We start from the raw sequence: 22118 nt of genomic DNA, 5'->3' as shown, positions 1-22118 counted from the left end.
TCCTTAGCGCCGAGGGTAGTACGCAAGTGCGAGAGTAGGACGTTGCTGGGCCAAAAATTTATTAACATCCTTATTAGGGTGTTTTTTTTTATTTTTTTAAATATAATTTTATTCTAATGATCAAAGTTTTCCTTTAAATGAAATGAAATTTACAAATAAAGTTTACTTGGGGTATACTAGTATTGAACTTATTAAATAAGAGTACATACCAATGGAGGTTAGTTATGGATGTAGCAGTTATAGGTGTCAATCATCACTTGGCTCCAATACAGATTAGGGAAAAAGTTTCATTTACAGATTCTCAAAAAATAGAAGCTATAAATGTTTTGTTGGATCAGGCTATCAATGAAATTGTTATTTTATCTACATGCAATAGAAGTGAAATTTACATTCATGCTAATACAATTGACGAAAAGATTAATGTTATTAAAAATTTTTATGAAGAATTCTTTCATGATGATGAGATAAAAAATTTCCTATTTTCAAAAACGGGAGAACGGGCAATGGGTCATTTATTTGAGGTGGCATCTGGTCTAGATTCTATTGTTTTAGGTGAAGATCAAATTTTAGGACAAGTAAAAAAAGCCCATGAATTTTCTATGCAACTTGGGGCAAGTAAAAAGTATTTTAATAAACTCTTTAGAGAAGCAATTATGACCGCTAAAGAAATTAAGAATACGACTAAAATCTCTGAGCAACCTTTATCAATTAGTTATATAGCTATAAAACTTTTAAAAGAAAAAATAGGTTCGTTAAAAGGAAAGAATGCTTTAGTTATTGGGTATGGAAAGATGAGTAAATTAGCGATTACTTATCTGAATGATGAGCAGGTTAATAAGATTTATGTGGCAAATAGAAGTCACGGCAAAGTTCAGGATATTGGCGATAGGTTTACTAATGTCATGCCTATTCTATATGAAAATCGATACGATGTATTGAATGATGTTGATTTAGTTATAACAGCTACTGCCTCTCCTCATGTTATTTTAAAGCTAGAGCATATGCCAACGATTGATCATAAGATTTGCATGATGGATATTGCGCTTCCTCGCGATATTGATCCAGCTATTAAAAAAATGAATAATATTGAACTTTATGATATTGATGACTTAAAGAAAATACACGAAGAGAATGATAATAAGCGAAATGAGTTAGCACTAATTGGACGTCAAATTATTAATCGTAAAATAGAAGAGTTTCTACAGTGGCTAGAGTTAGCTAACATTGACCCAACCATTCAATCATTAAATGAAAAATGTTTGGAAATTAAATCAGATAGTTTAGATTACTTATTTAAAAAAATAAATCTGGATGCAAAAGAGAGAAAATTGATTGATAGGATGATGGAATCGGCGTTAAAACGATTAATAAGAGAGCCTATTATTAATCTAAAACAAATTGATAATAAACATAAACGTGATGAGTATATTAAGTTAATTGAGGAATTATTTGATATCTAGTATTAGGAGGCAACAGGATGATAAATATAAAATCACAGAAAATTTTTGAAGAAGCAATTGAATATATACCTGGCGGAGTTAATAGTCCCGTAAGAGCATTTAAATCAGTAGGTTTGAGTCCAATTTTTATTGATCATGCCCATGGTAGCAAGATATATGATGTAGATGGTAATGAATATATTGATTATATTTGTTCTTGGGGACCTCTAATGTTAGGCCATTCTCCGCAAGAATTAACTGATGGAATCGAAGACGTGATTAAAAAGGGGACAAGTTTTGGGGTACCAACACAAATCGAAGTTGAGATGGCCAAGATTATTGTAGATGCCTATCCAGCTATTGATCAGGTACGAATGGTTAATTCAGGAACTGAAGCGACAATGAGTGCGTTACGAGTTGCAAGAGGATATACCAATAGAAATAAGATCTTAAAGTTTGAGGGATGCTATCATGGTCATTCAGATGCACTATTAGTTCAATCTGGTTCTGGAACCATTACTTATGGGGTGCCAACAAGTCCTGGAGTGCCTGAAGATGTGGTTAAACACACTTTAGTCTGCAAATATAATGATTTAGCAGCTGTTAGACGTATTTTTGAGGAACAAGGAAATGAGATAGCCGCTGTGATTGTAGAAACTATTTCTGGTAATATGGGACTAGTTAAAGGAAAACAAGAATTCATTGAATTATTACGCGAGGTATGTACTGAATATGGAGCTGTTTTAATTTTTGATGAGGTTATTACTGGATTTAGAATTGATTATCATAGTTCTCCTGCTTATTTTAACGTTGAACCTGATATGGTTTGCTTTGGAAAAATTATTGGAGCAGGACTTCCTGTTGGTGCATACGGCGGAAAAAAAGAGATTATGAGTGTTGTATCTCCTGTCGGGCCAGTTTATCAAGCTGGAACTTTATCCGGTAACCCATTAGCTATGTATATGGGGAAAAAGAATTTAGAAATTTTAAGGGATAACCCGCAAATCTATACTGAATTAGATCGAAAAGCTCTAAAACTTGAAGAGGGAATTAAAGCTAATTTAGAGAAGCTAGGATTAGATTATACGGTAACACGTGCGGGTTCATTAGTTTGTTTATTCTTTGCTAAAGGACCTATTGAAAATTATGATGATGCTAAGCGATGCGATATCGATAGATTTAATAAGTATTTTAAAGCGTTATTAAGTCAAGGAATTTTAATTGGTCCTAGTCAATATGAAGCGATGTTCTTATCCAATGCTCATACGGATGAAGATATTGAAAAAACAATTGAAGCAAATTACGAAGCATTAAAATTGGCTCATCAAGAATGATTTATTATGTGATAAAAACCTAGTCCATTTGGCTAGGTTAATTTTTTAAAGGTTTCAAGGAGATAAATGATGAAAAAAGCTGTATTAGTTGTAAGTTATGGAACAAGCTATAAAGAAACACGAGAAAAAACAATAGAGGCTTGTGAGAAAAAAATACATAAATCTTTTAAAGATTATGATTTTTATAGGGCATATACATCTGATAAGATTATCAGTAAGATAAAAGAACGAGAAGGAGTAGAGATTCATAACCCAACTAAGGCTTTATCACAAATATTAGAAAAAGGATATGATGAAGTATTAGTGCAATCTTTGCATATTATTTGCGGAGATGAGTTTAATCAATTAAAAGAAGAGGTAGAAGCCTATCAACATAAATTCAAAAAAATTGTATTAGGGAGGCCTTTATTGTCAGTTGGTCATGATTACGAGGAGGTAGCAAAGGCTTTAGAAGATGAGTTGTTTGCCATGAATAAAGATGAGGCCGTTGTATTTATGGGACATGGGATGTCTCATAAATGTAATCAAGAGTATTTAGGAGTTGAGTCTGCTTTAAGATCGCATGGTATCAATGCTTATGTAGGAACGATTGAAGGGACGCCTAGATTAGAAGAGGTGATACCGCGATTAAAGGCTGGTCAAGTAAAGACGGTTAATTTAATGCCTATGATGTTAGTAGTAGGGTACCATGCTAAAAAAGAGATGATAGGCAATAGTCAAGATTCATGGAAAAATGTATTGGAGTCCGAAGGATTTGTTGTGAATGTTCAACTGAAAGGTCTAGGAGAGAATATTGGGATCCAAGATAAGTTTTTAAAACATGCGCAAGAGTGCTTAAAGGAGGTTTAGTATGCGAGTAGTGGTCGGTACAAGAGGAAGTAAATTAGCGCTGACGCAAACGCAATGGGTGATTGATCAGTTAAGAAAATATCATCCTGAGGTGGAATTTGAAGTTAAAATCATCAAGACAAAAGGTGATTTGATTCAACATGTTTCGTTGGATAAAATAGGAGATAAAGGGTTATTTGTAAGAGAAATAGAGCAACAATTATTAGATAAAGAAATTGATATAGCTGTTCATAGTATGAAAGATATGCCGTCAAAATTGCCCAAAGGGTTAAAGTTTGCAGCGGTTCCTAAACGCGAAGATCCACGAGATGTGCTAATCTTAAAAGATGGATATAAAACGTTAGAGGATTTGCCTAAAGGGGCTAAAATAGGAACGGGAAGTAAAAGAAGAAAGTATCAATTATTAAAATATCGACCAGATTTAGATATTTTATCGATTAGGGGAAATATTGATACGAGAATTAGAAAAATAGAGGATGAGAATTTAGATGGAATCGTACTTGCGGCTGCAGGGATATTAAGAGCGGGAATGAGTGAAATGATTAGTAGTTATATTCCAGTTGATATTATGGTGCCGGCTCCAGCTCAAGGAGCATTAGCGATTCAGATTAGGGAAGCAGATTTAGAGATTGAAGCGTTAATAGAGAGTATTAAAGATGTTGAAACTGAAATTAGGGTAGCAGCAGAAAGAGCCTTTTTAGCAGGTGTGAATGGTGGCTGTCATATTCCAATGGGAGCGTATTGTGAATTAGAAGGTGACAAGCTTAAGTTAACAGGCCTTTATGGAAGTGAGAATGGAAATTGTCTGGTGAGGAAGTGTTTAGAAGGTGGAATTGAGTCACCGATTGAGTTAGGATTAGAGGTTGCACAGTTTGTTTTAAAGGAGTATGACAATTATGAAAGGTAAGGTTTATCTTGTAGGAGCAGGGCCAGGTGATTATAAGTTATTAACGTTAAAGGGACTAGAGTGTATTCAGCAGGCAGATGTTATTGTTTATGATCGATTAGCGAATGTTCATTATTTAAAGGAAGCTAAACCCGATTGTGAGATTATTTATGTTGGCAAGGCATCTAGTGATCATACGCTACCTCAAGATGATATTAATCGTGTGATTGTTGAGAAAGCGAGGGAAGGTAAGATCGTGACACGATTAAAGGGTGGGGATCCTTATGTTTTTGGTCGTGGAGGTGAAGAGGGAGAAGCGTTAAAGTCTGAGGGAATTGAGTTTGAGGTAGTACCAGGTATTACGTCTGCTATTGGAGGACTTTGTTATGCAGGGATTCCAATTACTCATCGTGATCATGCATCGTCATTTCATGTGGTGACGGGGCATTTAAGAGCAGATGATAAGGAAAATCCTGAGATTAATTGGAATGCTTTGGCGAATATAGGCGGAACGTTAGTCTTTTTAATGGGGGTGGCTAATTTGAAAAAAATTAGCGACTGTTTAATGAGAGAAGGTAAAGATGGTAAAACACCGGTAGCGTTAATTAGTTGGGCAACACGTTTTAATCAGCGAGTGATTACTTCAACGCTTGATGAGGTTTACGATACGGCGATTAAGGAGAAGGTGAAGCCACCAACGTTGATTGTGGTGGGATCGGTTGTTGGATTGCGTGAGTCATTGAATTTCTTTGAGAATAAGCCGTTGTTTGGAAAAAATGTGATGGTGACACGTAGCCGAACTCAAAGTAGTTCGTTGGTTGAGAAGGTGATGGATTTAGGTGGAAATCCGATTGAGGTGCCAACGATTAGGATTGAGAAGATTAAGGATAATGTTGAATTAGAGCAAGCGATTAAGGAGATACAAGATTATACGTATTTAATTTTGAGTAGTCAGAATGCGGTGGATATTTTCTTTGATCAGTTAGATGAATTAGGATTTGATGCAAGGGCATTGGCTCATTTGAAGGTGTGTGCGATAGGAAGTGCAACGGCCAAGGCGGTGAAAGACCGCGGGATTAAGGCTGACTTGATTCCATCTAAATTTGTTTCAGAGGCTCTTTGTGAGGAGTTAAGAGACGTATTAAAACCTGAGGATCGAGTGTTAATTCCAAGAGCTAAGAATGCACGAGATGTTTTGGTTGAGACGTTAGGTCAAATTTGTTCCGTTCATGAGGTTCATACGTATGAAAGTGTGATGGATACAAGTATGAAAGAGGATGTCACTGAGCTATTAACCAATCATCAGGTTGACTATGTGACGTTCGCTAGTTCGGCAACGGTTAAGAATTTTGTTAAGATGTTAGGGACTGATTATTTAGAAAAATTGAATCAGACAAAGGTCATATCAATAGGACCTGTGACCTCTAAAACATTGCAAGATTTAAAAATCGAAGTATACAAGGAAGCAAAGGAAGCAAGTATTGATGCGCTTGTTGAAGCGATGATTGGAGGCCATTAGAATGTTAAGAAGACCACGTCGATTAAGAACGAGTCAAGCAATTCGAAATTTAGTAAGAGAAACGAAGTTAAATGTTGAGGATTTAATTTATCCGTTATTTATTGTCGAAGGCGAAGGAATTAAACGTGAGATTTCATCGTTACCAGATGTTTATCATTTTTCAGTAGATCAATTAGAGGCCGAAATTATAGAGTTAGGCGAACTTGGAATTGAGCATGTGATTTTATTTGGAATTCCTCATGATGAGGATAAAGATGCATGTGGAAGTGAAGGATTTAATGAAAATGGAGTAATTCAACGTGCCATTCGAAAAATTAAAGAAGTGAATCCTGCTATGAATGTCATTACAGATGTTTGTATGTGCGAGTATACAAGTCATGGACACTGTGGAATTTTAAATGAGGAAGGGTATGTTAAGAATGATGTGACCCTTGAGTATTTAACGAAGATTGCCGTGAGTCATGCGTTGGCAGGAGCAGATATGATTGCACCATCTGATATGATGGATGGACGTATTAAAGCGATTCGTGAAGGATTAGATGCAGCAGGGTTTGAGAGTATTGCGATTATGTCATACAGTGTTAAATATGCGTCAACGTTTTATGGACCGTTTCGTGAGGCGGCTAACTCTGCGCCGGCTTTTGGAGATCGAAAAACGTATCAAATGGATCCGGCTAATTCAAATGAAGCCTTAATCGAAGCAGAACTAGATGTATTAGAAGGGGCTGATATTTTAATGGTGAAGCCAGCCCTTTCTTATTTAGATGTCATTCGCCGTGTGAAGGATGAGTTTGATCTTCCATTAGCAGCCTATAATGTGAGTGGGGAGTATGCCATGTTAAAATCGGCAGTTAAAAATGGGATTTTAGCAGAGGGAGCCATTTATGAATCGGTGATGTCGATTAAACGTGCGGGAGCAGATATTATTATTACGTATTTCGCGAAAGATTTGGCAAAGATGTTAAAAAAATAAACATAAAAAGACTGATGACGCTTGCGATAGTCATCAGTTTTTTTGTGTTATAATGAGGCTATATGAAGAAATGAAGGTGATTTTTTTTGCTTTATCCGGTCAATTTAGAGTTGGATCAGTTTGAAATTGTGATTGTTGGAGGGGGTGAAGTATCTTATCGAAAATGTAAGAACTTTCTTGAGTTTAATAAATCGGTTAAAGTCATAGCACCTCATTTTTTAGATAGTTTTTATGAGTTAGAGAATGTGGTGTTAGTGCAGGATAAGTATGATGAAAGATATATTGAAAGTAGTCAAATAGTGGTGGCAGCAACAGATAATCGGTTAGTTAATGAGGAGATTGCAAAGTATTGCCATCAACATAAAAAACTTGTGAATGTGGTAGATAATCGGATGCTTTCAAATTATATCGTTCCATCTTATGTAAAAAGAGGTGATTTACTGTTAAGTGTTTCAACGGGGGGAAAGAGCCCCGCTTTAGCGAAGAAGATTAGCCGTGAGTTAGCGGTGGAGTATGATGATTCTTATGAGGAATATGTCAATCTTTTAGGGAGTTTACGAGAAGCTATTATGAAGAGGTATGAGGATGTTGGTGTGAGGCGAAAGCTAATTAAAGAGTTGATTTCATTAGATTATGAGGCATTAAAAGAAGAAAGTAGAAAGTATTTATAAGATTAAATTTTATCAAAATTAGAGTAGTGTGTGAGCATTGTTTTGCTATATTCAGGTGCTAGAGATGAAGCTGCAGTTTAAAAATAAGTTTAAATTTTTTTAAAATTGTTCTTGATTTTTGAAATGAATTACCTTAAAATGTATTTAACAATTTGATTTGAATAAATCCTTTGACGAAGAAAGTAGCCATAAGTTAATTGCAAAGCGAGCTAGAGTAGGTGTGAGTCTAGCCAATGCTTATGTGTGAAACGCCCTTCTATGGAGATTATCACAAATATACCTCGTATAGAGTATGATAATCGGGTACTCCCCTTAATGAGCAGAGCGGATGCAAGTTTTTGTATCAATTAGAGTGGTAACGCGGTCAGTAGGTCGTCTCTTATGTTTATAAGAGATGACCTTTTTTTATAAACATAGCCACTATTAATTGATAAGATAAACTTGGATCAATAAGAGTGGTACCGCGGTTGAAAGATCGCCTCTTGATGAAAGAGGCGGTCTTTTTTAATTGTCAAAAAAAATCGATTCAAATCAATTTATACAAGGAGGAGAAAACGATGAAAAAAATGTTAATGATTTTAGGTTTAATGTTAGTGGGCGTGGTAGGATGTTCACAAAATGGTGTGAGTGTTGAAAGTATCGAAAAGAACGGAAGTTTATTAGTCGGGTTATCGGCAGATTATCCACCTTTTGAATCAGTAAAAATGATTGATGGAAAGGAGACGTTAGTTGGATTTGATGTCATGTTAGCAGAAGAAATTGCGAATGAGTTGGGTGTTAAAGTTGAGTTTAAGCAAATGGATTTTAGTGGTTTAGTAGGAGCTTTACAAGCGAGTCAGGTTGATATGGTTATTTCAGGGATGAGTCCTGATGAGGAGCGTCAAAAGCAAGTTGATTTCTCAGATCTTTATTATACAGGGGAAAATGCTGTGTTAATTAGAACTGAAAGTGTTGACTCAATTAAGTCGGAAGATGATTTAAAAGGGATTAAAATTGGGACACAATTAGGAAGTGTACAGTCACCAATTGCTTATGAGTTAACTGAGAATGTTAAAGAGTTAGCAACAACTCAAGCGATTGTATTAGAGTTAAGTAATGGGAATCTTGATGCGGTGATTGTTGGAAAAGAAATTGCGAATCGTTACGCTGAGCAGTTTGAAAATGTAGAAGTGGCTGATTTAAAAGTTTCATCTGAGGAGTATATGGCAGTTGCGATGCCAAAAGGTTCAACAGATTTAGTTGAGAAAGTGAATGAGGTTATCGCGAGTTTAAAAGCGAACGGTAAGTTAGATGAGATGTTAGAAGAGGCGATTACAATTTCAAATCAATAATGATTTTAGGGAGTGCAGGTGAGAAAAATGAGTTTTGAATTTTTAGTTGATTATTATCCGATGTTGTTAAAGGGAACGGGTGTGACGATTGCGTTAGCATTGATTACCGTATTCTTTGGAACGCTTATTGGAATTTTGGTTTCGTTGACAAAGTTTAATGCTAAAGGGATGCTCGGAAAAGTTTTAAGTAAGCTAGCCGATGCCTATGTGGCCTTTTTTAGGGGAACACCATTAATGATTCAATTGTTTATTTTATGGTTTGGGGTGCCACAGTTATTGCATACACGTTATCCATCGTTTGGATGGATTTCAGCTGAGTTTTTAGTTGGAGCCATTGCTTTAGCGATTAATTCAGGGGCTTATGTATCAGAGATTTTTAGAGCTGGAATTCAAGCGGTTGATAAAGGGCAATTTGAAGCGGGGCGTTCACTTGGTTTAAGTGAGAAACAAACGTTAAAGCATGTCATTTTACCACAGGCAGTGAAAAATATTTTACCGGCACTTGGAAATGAATTTGTTGTCATTATTAAGGAATCAGCAATTGTGTCAGTGATCGGACTACGCGATTTAATGTATAATTCAGATATGATTCAAGCGGCAACGTTTAATGCTTTTGGTGTTTATGTGGTCGCGGCGGTGATTTATTTTATTTTAACGGCGTCATGTTCAAAATTATTATCTGTTTTAGAAGGGAGATTACATCAAGATGCTTAAAGTTTGTGGGTTATCAAAATCTTTTCATGGTAAAAAAATCCTCAACTCTATTAATTTAGAGATTAAAGAGGGAGAAATTATTGCGATTATCGGACCTTCTGGATCAGGAAAATCGACGTTATTACGTTGCTTAAATTTATTGGAGGTTCCTGAGGAAGGAGAAGTGTTATTTGAGGGAACAAATTTATTAGATCCAAAGACTGATTTAAATCAAGTTCGTGAACAAATCGGGATGGTCTTTCAAAACTTTCATTTATTCCCGCATATGACGGTTGGAAAAAATATTACATTAGCGTTAAAGTTATTAAAGAAAATGGATGATAAGTCAGCGGATGAGATTGCACTTAATTTGTTAACACGTGTTGGACTTGCCGATAAGTTTGATGCGTATCCATCTAAGTTATCAGGTGGACAAAAGCAACGTGTGGCCATTGCGAGATCACTAGCTTTAAATCCGAAGTTAATGTTATTTGATGAACCTACCTCAGCACTTGATCCTGAGATGGTGAAAGAAGTATTAGATGTCATGAAAGAACTAGGAGAAGGTGGCATGACAATGGCGATTGTCACTCATGAGATGGGATTTGCCAGAAATGTAGCAACACGTGCCATCTTTATTGATGAAGGTCAAATTCTAGAAGATACGAAGCCGGAAGTATTATTTACGTCACCAACTCATCCCCGTACAAAAGAGTTTTTAGCGAAAGTTATGTATTAAGATGAAACCACCCGACTCAATCGGGTGGTTTTTTTCATGCATAAAAAAAGAGTTGAACATTCAACTCTTTTGCATAGAGGAGCTATTTTAGAAATTTAATGAACTGTTAAAAGCTTTGGCCTAGGTTAAGGGATAAAGGGTAACGAGGAAGGCACAGACTCTATTTTTGATGAAAGGGTGAGAAGGTTGTGTAAAAAGGATGAGTGTATAAAATAAGAGGGCGTAAGCGCGGCATAGTAAAAAGATATCTCCTTAAGGAAATGGTTATTTAGGGTTATGACTAAGGTGGAGGAGATATTCTTAGAAGTGATATAATAGCAGTAGTTTAGGAGGTTTAGAGATGGAGACACAACAGCTATTAAAAACGTTAACGTTATATTTTGATGGAAAGTGTGAGATTTTGCATGGTTCATCTGGCATGAATAATCTGACAAGGTTCATTCGCCAGGAGAGTGGAGAATATGTGATGCGGGTGTATCAAAATCATGCGGATGTTTCGAGGATTTTGGTTGAACAGGCAGTGCTTGATCAGCTTCAAGTGTTGCCAGTTCCTCGAATTGTTTTGACGAAGGATGGTCAAACGATGGCTAAGGTGGGGGAGAAATTAGCGGTTGTGTTTGAGTTTAAGAAGGGTCAGAATTTAAAGTTAGAGCGTATTGATCAGTATGTTGCGTATGGAAAAATGGTGGGACAACTGAGTGTGAAGCTACGGGATGTATTTGTAGGTGAGGGAGAGTATTTGCCATATTATGAGCTTGAGAAATCGTATCCTATGGTGAAGGCAACCGGGTTGGTACAGGAGTTGTTAGAAGAAGTGAAGGGATTGATGGCGCAATTTAAGGCGTTACCTCATCAGTTGATTCATGGGGATATTAATTGTTCGAATATGCTAATGGATGATTTGGGGATGCCATGTGCCATTTTGGATTTTGAGTTTGTAACATGGGATTTAAGAGCGATGGAAGTAGCGATTTGTTTATCGGAGTTATTGCAAGAGGATGATTATTTTAATGGATTAAAGGCATTTTGTGAGGGGTATAAGTCAGTGGTTTCATTAACTGAAGCGGAGATTTTAATGATTCCATGGTTGATTAGGCTGAGAAGATTAGATGTGATGCTTCATTTTTTAGAGCGTCATGAGCGTGGGATTGAAACAGAGGCTATTGAGAGCGAGCTTTTTTTACAAAAACAGCTCTTATCCTTACAAAAGCAACATCAGTGGTTAGTTGATCATGGGGGCCTTTTAATGGAATATTTAAGATAGGAGTGCGCATAGTACTCCTATTTTTTTCATATAGTGAAGTGTGAGTTCATTTTAGCCTAACCTTTAGGAATGGCTATCTTTTTTTATCTATATAGGAGTCAATTTTGTCTATATAAAGTTAAATGTTTAGCGATTACAATAAAGGGGAAGGTAAAGTTTGGAAGGAGAGTTGAGATGGAAGAAAAAATTTTAGGGTATGAACAGTCGAATCTAGAAGCGTGGAATGGAATTTATACGGCGAAAGAAATTCATCAGCAGCCTGATGTGTGGTTAAAAGTCTTACACCAAATTTCAACTCATAAAGAGGTCATTCAAAGTTTCTTAGATCAGGTGTTAGAGCATGAGGATTTAGAGATTATTTTAACAGGAGCAGGAACATCAGCTTTTGCTGGTGAGGTCGTAGAGCCCTATTTACATCAGTTAACTAAAAAGTCTGTTCGTGCGATTGCAACAACAGATATTGTGGCAAATCCATTTGGCTATTTGTCGCCTGAAAAACCAACGTTATTAATTTCTTATGCTCGTTCTGGAAATAGTCCTGAGAGTGTAGCAACCGTTCAGTTAGCCAAACAATTAGTGCGCAACTTGTATCAAATTGTCATTACCTGTAATAAAGAGGGAAAATTAGCTCAGTTTGCAAGCGAGGATGAGGGCTCATTATTATTGTTAATGCCTGATGAGACAAATGATATGAGTTTTGCAATGACAAGTAGTTGCACGTCAATGATTTTAACGAATATTGCGATTTTTAATTTGAAGACATTACATAATTTACAAACTGATTTATTTAATGTGAGAGAAAATTTACTTGATTTATTTAATAATACGGACTTATTTAATGAGATTTTAACATATGACTATGATCGTTTAATTTTCTTAGGATCAGGACCACTTAAAGGTATTGCACGTGAGATGGCATTAAAGACACTTGAGTTAACAGCTGGAATTGTCAATGCAAATTACGATACACCACTAGGATTTAGACATGGACCTAAATCAGTCATTAATGATAAAACGTTGATAGTAGTGCTTAAAAATAATCAAACTTATCCAAAATACTATGATGAAGATTTAATCCGCGAGTTGTTATCAGAACGTAAGGAAAATAAAGTGTTGGTGTTATGTAATGATCACGTGGCTGATGATTCTGTTTATTTCGGACGTGCGATTAAAAATAATGTGATTTTAGGAATGCAGTATTTAGCATTTGGACAAATTTTGGCTCTTAAGAAGTCGTTAAGTTTAGGGATTACGCCTGATAATCCTTGTCCGACGGGAGAGGTTAATCGCGTGGTAAAAGGAGTTACGATTTATCAATTTAAGGAGGAAAAAGGATGTTAATAAATACGAAAGAAATGTTAATCGAGGCACAACGCCATGGTTATGCCATTCCAGCCTTTAATATCCATAATTTAGAGACCATCCAAACAGTTGTTGAAACAGCGAATCGTTTGCATTCACCGGTTATTTTAGCGGCAACTCCTGGAACAGTGAAATATGCAGGAGGCGAAAATTTAATCGCGATTACAGAAGCGATGGCGAAGAAAGTCAATGTGCCAATTACGTTTCATTTAGATCATCATGAGAATGTGGAGGATATTAAAGCGTTAATTGAACTTGGGTGTCGTTCAGTTATGATTGATGCCTCAAAGCATCCGTTTGAAGAAAATATTGAGATTGTACGTGATGTTGTTAATTTTGCTAAAAAATATGGAGCCACAGTTGAAGCAGAGCTTGGAAAGCTTGGAGGACGTGAAGATGATTTAGTGGTAGAGGACGCAGATGCGTTCTTAACTGATCCTAAAGAAGCACAGATTTTTGTTCGTGAAACAGGGATTGACTCGTTAGCAGTTGCGATTGGAACGGCTCATGGAATGTATAAAAGCACACCTAAACTAGATTTTAAACGATTAGCACAAATTCGTCAGGTCATTGATATTCCACTTGTGTTACATGGGGCATCAGGTGTTCCAACAGAGATGGTTCAAGAGGCGATTAATTTAGGAATTTGTAAAGTGAATGTCGCAACAGAGCTTAAAAATATTTTCAGTGAAAGTTTAAAGATTTATTTTAATGAGCATCCCGATGCGACGGACCCACGCTATTATTTCTTACCTGCCAAAGAAAAAATGGGTGAGTTAGTGGCGACAAAAATCGCCATGTGTGGTTCAAATTTAGAAGAGGTTACTAAAAATGTAGGTTAAATAGATTAAAAAGAGCATACAATGAGTTGTGCTCTTTTTTTTATGTCATTCTTTTAGTAAAGACTAAGGTAATAAAATGGAAAATTTGTGCAGGTTATGATAAAATAAAGAAAGCGCTACTAAAAGAGGGGAGTCGAATGAAAAAGTTAGAATGGGGAAGGCAATATTATATTGTCAGAGAGAAACTTGAACTTTTGTTTCGAAAGTTTAGTATTTATAAGCGGTTGATAACAGTTATGTTATTAGTCTCAATTGCGCCGATTGTGATGATTGGCAGTATTTCAATCCATATCATTTATGGATCGATTCGTTCTAATTATGTGAATCATATTGAGAGTACGAATGAGATTTTAGCAGATAATTTATCCTTATTTATTCAAGATGTTGAAAGTTTTGGAACGCAACTTTTGTTTTCATCCACGATTCGCCAAGGGCTTCAAAAATCAGAGGGGATGACTCTTAATGAGCAAGTTCAATTTATACGTGAAGTCGAACAAATCATCTCACAAAATTATTCTTTGTTGACGTTAGCGGCGGATATTTCAATTTTGAATGTAAATAAGGATTTTTTATATGCTCAAGGTTATCGATATGTTAATACGGATTTCATGATTAACTGTATCGAAGAACTTGAAGAGAGTGGAAAATCATCTCTGAAGAAAAGTTTTTATAGTCGAGATGGACGATATATCGGTATTATTTTGAAGATAACCAATGGCAATCCGCATACACCGATGGGATATTTATTCATTGCGATTGATGAGATAAGGATGCAAAATATTTTAGAAAAAGGGATGATTAGTGGTGTAGGTGGTTTGATGTTGCTTGATTTAGAGGGGGATGTGGTAACCTCGATTGGGCAACCCACTCATTTTGATTTAGATGAGTTTTTGAAGCAATGCTATTTGAAGGGGGATTATAAGGGAACTAAGATGTTTACTTATAACCTCGTGAGTTACAAGTATGTCAGTTATAATGATTGGTATTTGATTTCAAGTACACCAAATACGTATATTTTAAGTGAAGTTTTAAAAGTGGTAAAGTCACTTTTAATTGGCATTATAGTTTTGATTGTCATCGTAACTTTGATTTCGTTTTTGCTGTGGCAAAGTATTATTAGACCGTTGAATCGATTGATTATGACGATGAAAAGTATAAATACGATTGAACTGACAGACCCTCAACGTGAGGATGGAAATGACGAGATGACGTATTTGTACAAAGAGTTTAATATTATGATTCAATTTATTAAAGATTTGATTTCAGATATGAATGAGACGAATGAAAGTCAAAGGCGACTTGAACTTAAAATGTTACAGGCTCAGATTAACCCACACTTTTTATTTAATACGTTAAATTCAATAAAGTGGATGGCAGAAATGTCGAATGTTAAGACCATTAGCAATACGATTGGGGCTTTAAGTCGATTGTTGCAGGCAACGATTAGTGATACCAATGAATTGATTCCAATTAGTCAAGAACTTCAAAATGTAGAGGATTATATGACGATTCAAAGAAATCGTTATGGAGATACGTTTCATTTTACGGTGGATATTGAAGTAGATTGTTTAGATTATAAAATTACACGTTTTATCTTGCAGCCCATCGTTGAAAATAGTTTATTGCATGGTTTGAATGAGGAAGAGGATTTAAAAATTACGATTAAGGTGCGAGATATGCTCAATTGGATTTATTTATATGTTGAAGATAATGGAGCAGGATTTGATGTAGAAAAGGTGTTAGAGAAGAAGTCGAAGGAGAAGTTAGACGGAAAATTATCTTCAATTGGAATGATTAATGTCATTGAACGAATTAATCTTTGTTATCAATCAGAGGGAGATATTAAGATTTTAAGTCGTTTAAATGAAGGCACGACAGTAGTTATTAAAATACCTAAGCAGTTATAATTGGGGGGGGCTAGTCATGTTAAATATTTTAATTGTTGATGATGAACAAATTGTAAGGATTTATTTACAAAGTGTAATAAATTGGCAAGAAGAAGGATGTAAGGTGGTTGGGGTTTGCAAAAATGGAGCAGAGGCACTTGCATTCTTAAAAAACAATCAGGTTGACGTTGTCTTAACAGACTTAAAAATGCCAAAAATGAACGGCATAGAATTAATGGCAGAAATGAAGGCAAGAAATATGGAAACTAAGGTGATTGTATTGAGCAATCATAGCGATTATGATTTGGTCCGTCAGGCGATGAAATTAGGGGCAATGGATTATTTTATTAAGATTAATTTACGAACAGAGGATTTAATTAACTTAATTAAACAGATTAAAGTTGAATTGAATGAGAAGCAGTTAAAAAAACGTAAATTAGAAGAAGATGAAAAAAATGAGGTTCATCATTTTAAAATAGGGAGAAAAAGTTTTTTAACAACCGTTTTAAAAGGGGACATTTATTATAGTGAGGATGAACTTGATCGGTATGTGAAGATGTATCATTTATTTGAACCGCAACTGAGTTTATATCGCTTAAGAGTGAAAGAAAATGACAAGATTGAAGATGATCAATTTCCGTATATTGATGCCATTATTAGGGAGCAATTTAGGGGATTTGATTTTGATGTGGTCCATATTAATCATGAGAAAGTACTTATTATTTTATATGAGCGAGAAGTGTTAGAAGATCTGATTATAACCGATCGTTGGATTAAGGTTGTGAGAAGTGTTCGTAATTATTTAAATACCGATTTACAAGCTTCAAAACGAGTCGTGATTGATTCGAGAGTTAAGTTGGCTGCTTGTACGAAGCTATTTCAAGATCAAGTAAGACCGGATCAACAGATTTCCCTTATTTCTGATGAGGAGTTGGCCCATTATCGACCTGAGGTCCAATTGGTCCTTGCGTATATTCATGAACATTATGTCGAACGAATTACACTTCAGGAACTAGCAGATTATGCGTGTTTGAATGAGGCCTATTTGAGTCGTATTTTTAAGATTGAAACACATAAAACGCTGAATAATTATTTGAATGAACTAAGAATTTCTAAGGCAAAGCAGTTACTAAAAAAACGTGACATAAAAGTGAAAGAAGTTGCGCAGTTAGTTGGAATTAAGGATCAACTTTATTTTAATCGTGTGTTTAAGAAGTTTTGTGGAGAAAATCCCACCGAGTATCAAGAACGGGTCAAAAAAGTCCATTTCTAAGTCAGTTTAAGTTATTTTAATTTTTGGGGATTAATCTTAGAATAATGATGTAAGCGATTTTAATCTATCTTAAATAAGGGGGATTTAGAAATGAAGAAAAAGCTATTGGGTGCATTATCTGCTAGTTTGATGATGTCATTATTGTTAGTCGGATGTTCAGGATCAAACGATGCAACGACGACAAAACCTGAGGGAGAAACATCAGAGCAAACACCAACACAAGAGGAAACAACATCAACAGATGAGAAGCAAGAAGTTTTAAAAGTCGCAGTATTTGAAGGGGGCTATGGTAAAGCGTTTTGGGAAGAAGTTGCCAAACGTTTTGAAGCCGATTATCCAGATGTAACCGTTGAGTTAACTGCAAGTCCAAAAATCGGAGATGTGATTCGTCCTCAATTAGCGGCTGGAAATGCTCCAGATTTCATTTATTTTGCCTCAACAAATGAATCAGGTGTTGCACAAGCGTTAATTAAAGACAAAAAGTTAGCAGATTTAAGTGACGTATTTTCACAACCAGCACCTGGGGAATCAACACCAATTAAAGATAAAATGTTACCAGGATTCTTAGATAATAAATTAACAGCCCCTTATGGAGATGGAACCGTTTATTTAGCTCCCCTTTATTACAATGTAACAGGCCTTTGGAATAACAGTGCATTATTTGCAGAAAAAGGATGGGAAGCTCCAAATACTTGGGATGAGTTCTTTGCTTTAGGAGATGCTGCTGCATTAGAAGGATTAAGCTTATTTACATACCAAGGGATGTATCCAGGATATAATGAATCCATTGTATGGCCAGCCATTGCGGGAGCAGCAGGCACAGAAGCAGTTGAGAATATTTTCTCTTATGCTGATGGAGCATGGGAAGATGAAAATGTCGTAAAAGCTCTAGAAATTTTCCAACAAATTGCTGAAGGTGATTATTTATTAAAAGGGACGGTTGCCATGAATCATACCCAAGCACAAACCGAACATTTAAAAGGTAGTGCTCTATTCTTGCCAAATGGTAACTGGTATGAAGATGAAATGAAAGATGCCATTCAAGAAGGTTGGGAATGGGGATTCATGACATCTCCAGTGTTTAATGAAGGAGATACTCGCTATGTTGCGACCGGGATTGAAGAAATGTATATTCCATCTGATGCTGCTAATGTTGAATTAGCAAAAGAGTTCATGCGTTATTTATATAAAGATGAAATTGTTGCATTAAATGCCGAGTTGAATCATGCAGTTGTTCCAATTGAAGGTGCAGTGGAAATGGCTAAAGAATATGTTCCAGCATCTAACTATAGTAGTTTTAAAATTTTTGATGAATCAGATGTGTTGCCAATTATGGTTGGATTTGAAGTGGCGACTAATACTGAAATTAATATGAAAAATGAAGTGTTCCAACCGATTAGTTCAATTATGAATAAAGAGTTAACAGCATCTGATTGGGCTGCTAATCTAGAGGTTGCTTCAGATAAAGTACGCGAAAGCCAAGAATAATTCTAATGAAAAACCATTCTCAATAGTTGAGAGTGGTTTTTTTTAGGAAAGCTTATTTTTTAGTAGAGATTTTTTCTAGCAACGTTCTTTTTTATTTTAAGGTTCATATTTGTCGAATGATATGATTAAAATGATAGTAGGAGGGGGGATGTTGCTTGAAGAGATGGATTGTGTTGTTGTGCTTTTTGGGTTTGATAGGTTGTCAGGAGCAGTTTAATTTGTTGCAAGTTGATGAGGTGGATAAGATTGAGGTGTTGTTGGCAAGTGATGAGGACGTGTCTCGTACAGAGGTGATCACAATCACAGAACCTGATGAGCTTAGAGGAATGATGAGGATTCTTCGCAGTGGAAAGTTAGGGAGACGGATAGCCGATCGAGACATGTATTTGGTGCAGTCTAGTTATTATGTGTTGTATAAAGATGATGAAGTGGTGCAAATGATTTCTTTTAACGGCAATGATTCGCGTCATGTTTGGCGTGGAGTGGAATGTTTTGAGGTGAAGTATAGTGGGATGACGCCTTATGAGTTTGTTGAGTCGTTAGATAATAAGTAAGATAACAGCGAATTATTTTTCGCTGTTTTTTCATCTTAAGAAAAAATTAAGAATTCACCTGACCTTTTTTTAAGATTTATTAGTTATAATGACATCATGATTTTAAGGAAAGGTGGTGTTGAGTATGAGCTCAACTATTTTAAATAGTCTGAAGCGGGGACTTGGTTATCTCTTGATGACCGGATTGATTATTTCGGGTGGAAATTTTGTATATATTCAGTATCCGAAGATGACAGAGCAAGTTAAAAAAATGCAAACGCCATATTTTGAAAGCTATCAATTTATTAGGCGATTGGCAAATAGTAGTTTGTATCTTGCATACGAATTTCAAGAGATATCGGGTGATGAAACAGGAACGAATGAGGGGAATTTTTATGATGAGTTATCATATTGGGAATATACGTTAGACCGCTATCCGGCTGAATTAGATTATTACGCTGTGAATACAGATGGATCACATGAGGAGGCACGTGAAGCTGATCTATTAAAGCAGTTAGTGACGACATCAGACGAGTTGTTATGGAATGAATTACAATCACGTTATCAGTTTGTGACAACCGTAACGTTTGATTCGGAAGGGAATGTATCAATTGGTGACGTTTACGGGGCGGATCGTTTTGATTTTGAACGTTTAATGCAGCAAGAGTTTGACTCATATTATGACCACCAATATGATATTAAAAATATGACGTTTGTCTTTGGAGTTCCACAGGATTTACCGATGAATGGACCGATTTATTACGAGTTAAATGATTTTGGGATGGAGAATTATGTGATGGTTAGCATTCCTTATTTAATCGTGATGGCGCTGGTGACGATTTTAGTTATTTTTGTTTTACCCTTTAGATGGATTAAAGAATCAGGATTAGTTAAGGGATTATTATTTGTACCACTTGAAGTTAGATTTTTATTTGTGATTGCAACTTGCTTTGCCATCATGGGGGCACCATTTTTAATCATTGCGACGCAAACTGGCGCATTAGCTGAGATAGTGCAGTGGAGTGTTAATACCGATTATGTAGCGGGAATTGTTCATTTAATGAATGTGTTCTGTTGGAGTGCTTTTATTGCTGTCATAGCCATTCATGCGCTTTATGTGAAAGAGTTCTTTATCATTGGTCCTTGGAAAATGTTACGCCGCCATACGATGATTGGCCAGCTGTTTGGTTTGTTCAAAAAGACATCAGACGTTGAAACTGTGATTGAGGAACGAGTCGTGTATCAGGAATCTCCTGCGTTTGCTTTGATGAAGGAAAGGGTGTCTTCTTTAAGTCATCGTCTTTCGAACTTACAACATCAGCTTCAAGAAGCGATGTCTTGTGAGACTGATGTGGCATTACTTGAAGAAATGAAGTCAGTTCAGGAAGAACTCCAGTTGCTACTTCATTTAAGTGAAAGTCAAAGTATGAAAACAGAAGTTAATTTTTCGAAGTTAATGGCAGATGTTTTAGCTAAGATGCCAGAATCATTTAATGAGTTTGAATTAAAAACTAAACTGCCGACGTCTTCAGTGACGGTCTTAGCTCATCAAAATCAGTTATCTTCCGTGATGGAACAATTATTTACGACGATTGCCACTGATGCTTTAGCAAATTCTCGTGTTTATTTAGAAGTAGACGAGATGAATGAGTTCGTGCAGATGACGTTACGTTATGTGACGAGTCATGAAGCAAAGATTTCCTCAGAGTTAGTGACATGGATCCAGATGACGCTTGAAAATCAAGAGGGATGTTTTGAAATGGTGGATGATGGTGATTTAGTGAAGTTTATTTTAAGCGTACCAATGAAATAATTTGAGTTGTCTGGTCAGGGCCAGGCAACTTTTTTTATGGAATCATGTCGTCTTTGTGTCAATAGATTGGGGGGAGGTGAATATATATGTAATGTAAGGGGTTTAAAAAAGGGGGGTTAACAATGGATATTTTGTATGCATTAGGATTAATTTTAGGACTGAATGTGTATATTGGATTAGTGATTTATTTGTCCAAGCAAAAACAAGTATTTTGGGGACTTTTGTTACCCTTTTTGATGAGTGGAGTCAGTGTTTGGCGTGTGATAGAATATGTGCGATGTGGTTCATACTATTTAAATAGTGAAGTAGGAGTATCGATGATTTGTTCATTTATTTTAGCGGTATTTGGATGGGTTTTATTTACAGTTGTGAGATATGGTGAATAAAACGAATAAGGGATTTATTGTATAAAAATAGATTAATTTGGAATAATAAGAAGTGGAAGGAGTGGGATTGATGGAATATCAGCAACTCATTATGACACTTGTACAAGTATTAATATGGGGAGGATTAATCGGATTATCAATTTTTGGAGTTTTATATAAAAAAGGACAGGCAACAGATGAGGAAGAAGTTGAGCAATATCCAAAAAAACGACAAGTTTAAGATGAACTTGTCGTTTTTTATTTCATTTTAACGTTAAAATGAAATAAGCGCCCCTGTTAAGCGGGTGATGAGTGATTTATATTTAGTTTGTTTTGCTCCTAAATAAACACGATTTTGATAGTATTTTAAAATAGCTTGAATGAGAATTGCCACTAATTATGCCTATTTAAGGTTGTTATTTCTATCTATTTGTAATCTTTTATTTTCAAAATAGTAAACTATTCCATTTAGTGATGTGGTTTTATTACAGTAAACAGAATAGGGGAGGATAGGGATGCGATATTATGTGAAAGGGTGAGCCTTAACGGAAACAACCTTTTTTATTTTATTAGCTGTGTTTGAGCCGAATCACGGTTATGGAATGATGCAATTTATTGAAGAACGAACAGAGGGACGTTTAGTTTTGGGAGCGTAAACCTTGTACGGGGCGATTAAAACATTAGATAAAAAAGGATGGATTCAAGAAGCTTTAGATGACGGTGAATCCTTACGAAAGAAGGTATACATCATCACTGAACTTGAACGAAAAATTGCAGTGCAAGAATTGAATCGTCTAGAATCACTTTACCACACAGCGAAAAAAATCATGAAGGGTAGAGAGTAGAATAAGTAAAAAA

The 22118-nt window shown here is 35.8% G+C and carries 21 protein-coding genes and 1 other annotated feature; all 21 genes read left to right on the top strand.

Annotation, left to right across the window (positions count from 1 at the left end; genetic code table 11):
* The first annotated feature begins 224 nt into the window (after positions 1-224).
* The 21 genes from hemA to QWC74_RS02535 all read left to right on the top strand — a co-directional run bounded on the left by hemA (position 225) and on the right by QWC74_RS02535 (position 22105).
* Positions 225-1460, top strand: coding sequence for a glutamyl-tRNA reductase (gene hemA, locus QWC74_RS02635; RefSeq protein ID WP_006783543.1), 1236 nt, complete (start codon positions 225-227; stop codon positions 1458-1460).
* Between the two features lie 17 nt (positions 1461-1477).
* The gene (gene hemL / locus QWC74_RS02630) at positions 1478-2773 is read left to right on the top strand and encodes a glutamate-1-semialdehyde 2,1-aminomutase (protein ID WP_006783544.1); all 1296 of its coding nucleotides are present in this window, start codon (positions 1478-1480) and stop codon (positions 2771-2773) included.
* Between the two features lie 69 nt (positions 2774-2842).
* Positions 2843-3622: a sirohydrochlorin cobaltochelatase gene (locus tag QWC74_RS02625; protein WP_006783545.1), complete on the top strand. Its 780-nt coding sequence runs from the start codon at positions 2843-2845 to the stop codon at positions 3620-3622.
* Between the two features lies 1 nt (position 3623).
* Entirely contained in the window at positions 3624-4529 is a 906-nt protein-coding gene (gene hemC / locus QWC74_RS02620; protein WP_006783546.1) for a hydroxymethylbilane synthase, read from the top strand.
* Positions 4519-6027, top strand: a complete 1509-nt coding sequence (cobA, locus tag QWC74_RS02615; RefSeq protein WP_006783547.1) for a uroporphyrinogen-III C-methyltransferase — start codon at positions 4519-4521, stop codon at positions 6025-6027. Before hemC ends, cobA begins: the two co-directional genes overlap by 11 nt.
* A gap of 1 nt (position 6028) precedes the next feature.
* On the top strand, positions 6029-7000 hold the full coding sequence (hemB, locus tag QWC74_RS02610) for a porphobilinogen synthase (protein ID WP_006783548.1): 972 nt from the start codon (positions 6029-6031) through the stop codon (positions 6998-7000).
* An 86-nt stretch (positions 7001-7086) separates the two neighbouring features.
* Entirely contained in the window at positions 7087-7671 is a 585-nt protein-coding gene (locus QWC74_RS02605; RefSeq protein WP_288993898.1) for a bifunctional precorrin-2 dehydrogenase/sirohydrochlorin ferrochelatase, read from the top strand.
* Positions 7672-7832: 161 nt separating this feature from the next.
* Positions 7833-8054: a binding site (T-box leader), on the top strand.
* Positions 8055-8228: 174 nt separating this feature from the next.
* A complete protein-coding gene (locus QWC74_RS02600) occupies positions 8229-9002 on the top strand; it encodes a transporter substrate-binding domain-containing protein (protein ID WP_006783550.1) in 774 nt (257 codons plus the stop codon).
* 27 nt (positions 9003-9029) lie between these two features.
* Positions 9030-9716 carry an amino acid ABC transporter permease gene (locus tag QWC74_RS02595; protein WP_006783551.1) on the top strand — a complete coding sequence of 229 codons (687 nt, stop codon included), beginning with the start codon at positions 9030-9032 and terminating at the stop codon, positions 9714-9716.
* Positions 9709-10434: an amino acid ABC transporter ATP-binding protein gene (locus QWC74_RS02590; protein WP_006783552.1), complete on the top strand. Its 726-nt coding sequence runs from the start codon at positions 9709-9711 to the stop codon at positions 10432-10434. The genes QWC74_RS02595 and QWC74_RS02590 overlap by 8 nt, the downstream gene beginning before the upstream one ends.
* Positions 10435-10774: 340 nt before the next feature.
* Positions 10775-11698 (top strand): phosphotransferase enzyme family protein, encoded by a 924-nt coding sequence (locus QWC74_RS02585; RefSeq protein ID WP_006783553.1) that lies wholly within the window; start codon positions 10775-10777, stop codon positions 11696-11698.
* A 174-nt stretch (positions 11699-11872) separates the two neighbouring features.
* Positions 11873-13039: an SIS domain-containing protein gene (locus QWC74_RS02580; RefSeq protein ID WP_006783554.1), complete on the top strand. Its 1167-nt coding sequence runs from the start codon at positions 11873-11875 to the stop codon at positions 13037-13039.
* Positions 13033-13902, top strand: a complete 870-nt coding sequence (locus QWC74_RS02575) for a tagatose bisphosphate family class II aldolase (protein WP_006783555.1) — start codon at positions 13033-13035, stop codon at positions 13900-13902. The genes QWC74_RS02580 and QWC74_RS02575 overlap by 7 nt, the downstream gene beginning before the upstream one ends.
* Before the next feature lie 137 nt (positions 13903-14039).
* Positions 14040-15809 carry a sensor histidine kinase gene (locus tag QWC74_RS02570; RefSeq protein WP_006783556.1) on the top strand — a complete coding sequence of 590 codons (1770 nt, stop codon included), beginning with the start codon at positions 14040-14042 and terminating at the stop codon, positions 15807-15809.
* 16 nt (positions 15810-15825) lie between these two features.
* Complete coding sequence (locus QWC74_RS02565; RefSeq protein WP_006783557.1) at positions 15826-17061, top strand: response regulator; 1236 nt, start codon at positions 15826-15828, stop codon at positions 17059-17061.
* 90 nt (positions 17062-17151) lie between these two features.
* Positions 17152-18549 (top strand): carbohydrate ABC transporter substrate-binding protein, encoded by a 1398-nt coding sequence (locus QWC74_RS02560; RefSeq protein WP_288993895.1) that lies wholly within the window; start codon positions 17152-17154, stop codon positions 18547-18549.
* Between the two features lie 155 nt (positions 18550-18704).
* Positions 18705-19103 (top strand): hypothetical protein, encoded by a 399-nt coding sequence (locus QWC74_RS02555; RefSeq protein WP_229098559.1) that lies wholly within the window; start codon positions 18705-18707, stop codon positions 19101-19103.
* A 124-nt stretch (positions 19104-19227) separates the two neighbouring features.
* Positions 19228-20895, top strand: a complete 1668-nt coding sequence (locus QWC74_RS02550; RefSeq protein ID WP_006783560.1) for a hypothetical protein — start codon at positions 19228-19230, stop codon at positions 20893-20895.
* Positions 20896-21017: 122 nt separating this feature from the next.
* A complete protein-coding gene (locus QWC74_RS02545; RefSeq protein WP_006783561.1) occupies positions 21018-21281 on the top strand; it encodes a hypothetical protein in 264 nt (87 codons plus the stop codon).
* A 70-nt stretch (positions 21282-21351) separates the two neighbouring features.
* On the top strand, positions 21352-21501 hold the full coding sequence (locus QWC74_RS02540; protein WP_009606742.1) for a hypothetical protein: 150 nt from the start codon (positions 21352-21354) through the stop codon (positions 21499-21501).
* 418 nt (positions 21502-21919) lie between these two features.
* Positions 21920-22105 carry a hypothetical protein gene (locus QWC74_RS02535; RefSeq protein WP_006783563.1) on the top strand — a complete coding sequence of 62 codons (186 nt, stop codon included), beginning with the start codon at positions 21920-21922 and terminating at the stop codon, positions 22103-22105.
* Positions 22106-22118 lie beyond the last annotated feature (13 nt).

The sequence above is a fragment of the uncultured Turicibacter sp. genome (genome assembly GCF_938044715.1).
In the GTDB taxonomy this organism is placed as follows: Bacteria; Bacillota_I; Bacilli_A; order MOL361; family Turicibacteraceae; genus Turicibacter; species Turicibacter sanguinis.
The sequence above is the reverse complement of the archived record's forward strand: the minus strand, read 5'-3'. Positions and strand labels throughout refer to the sequence as shown.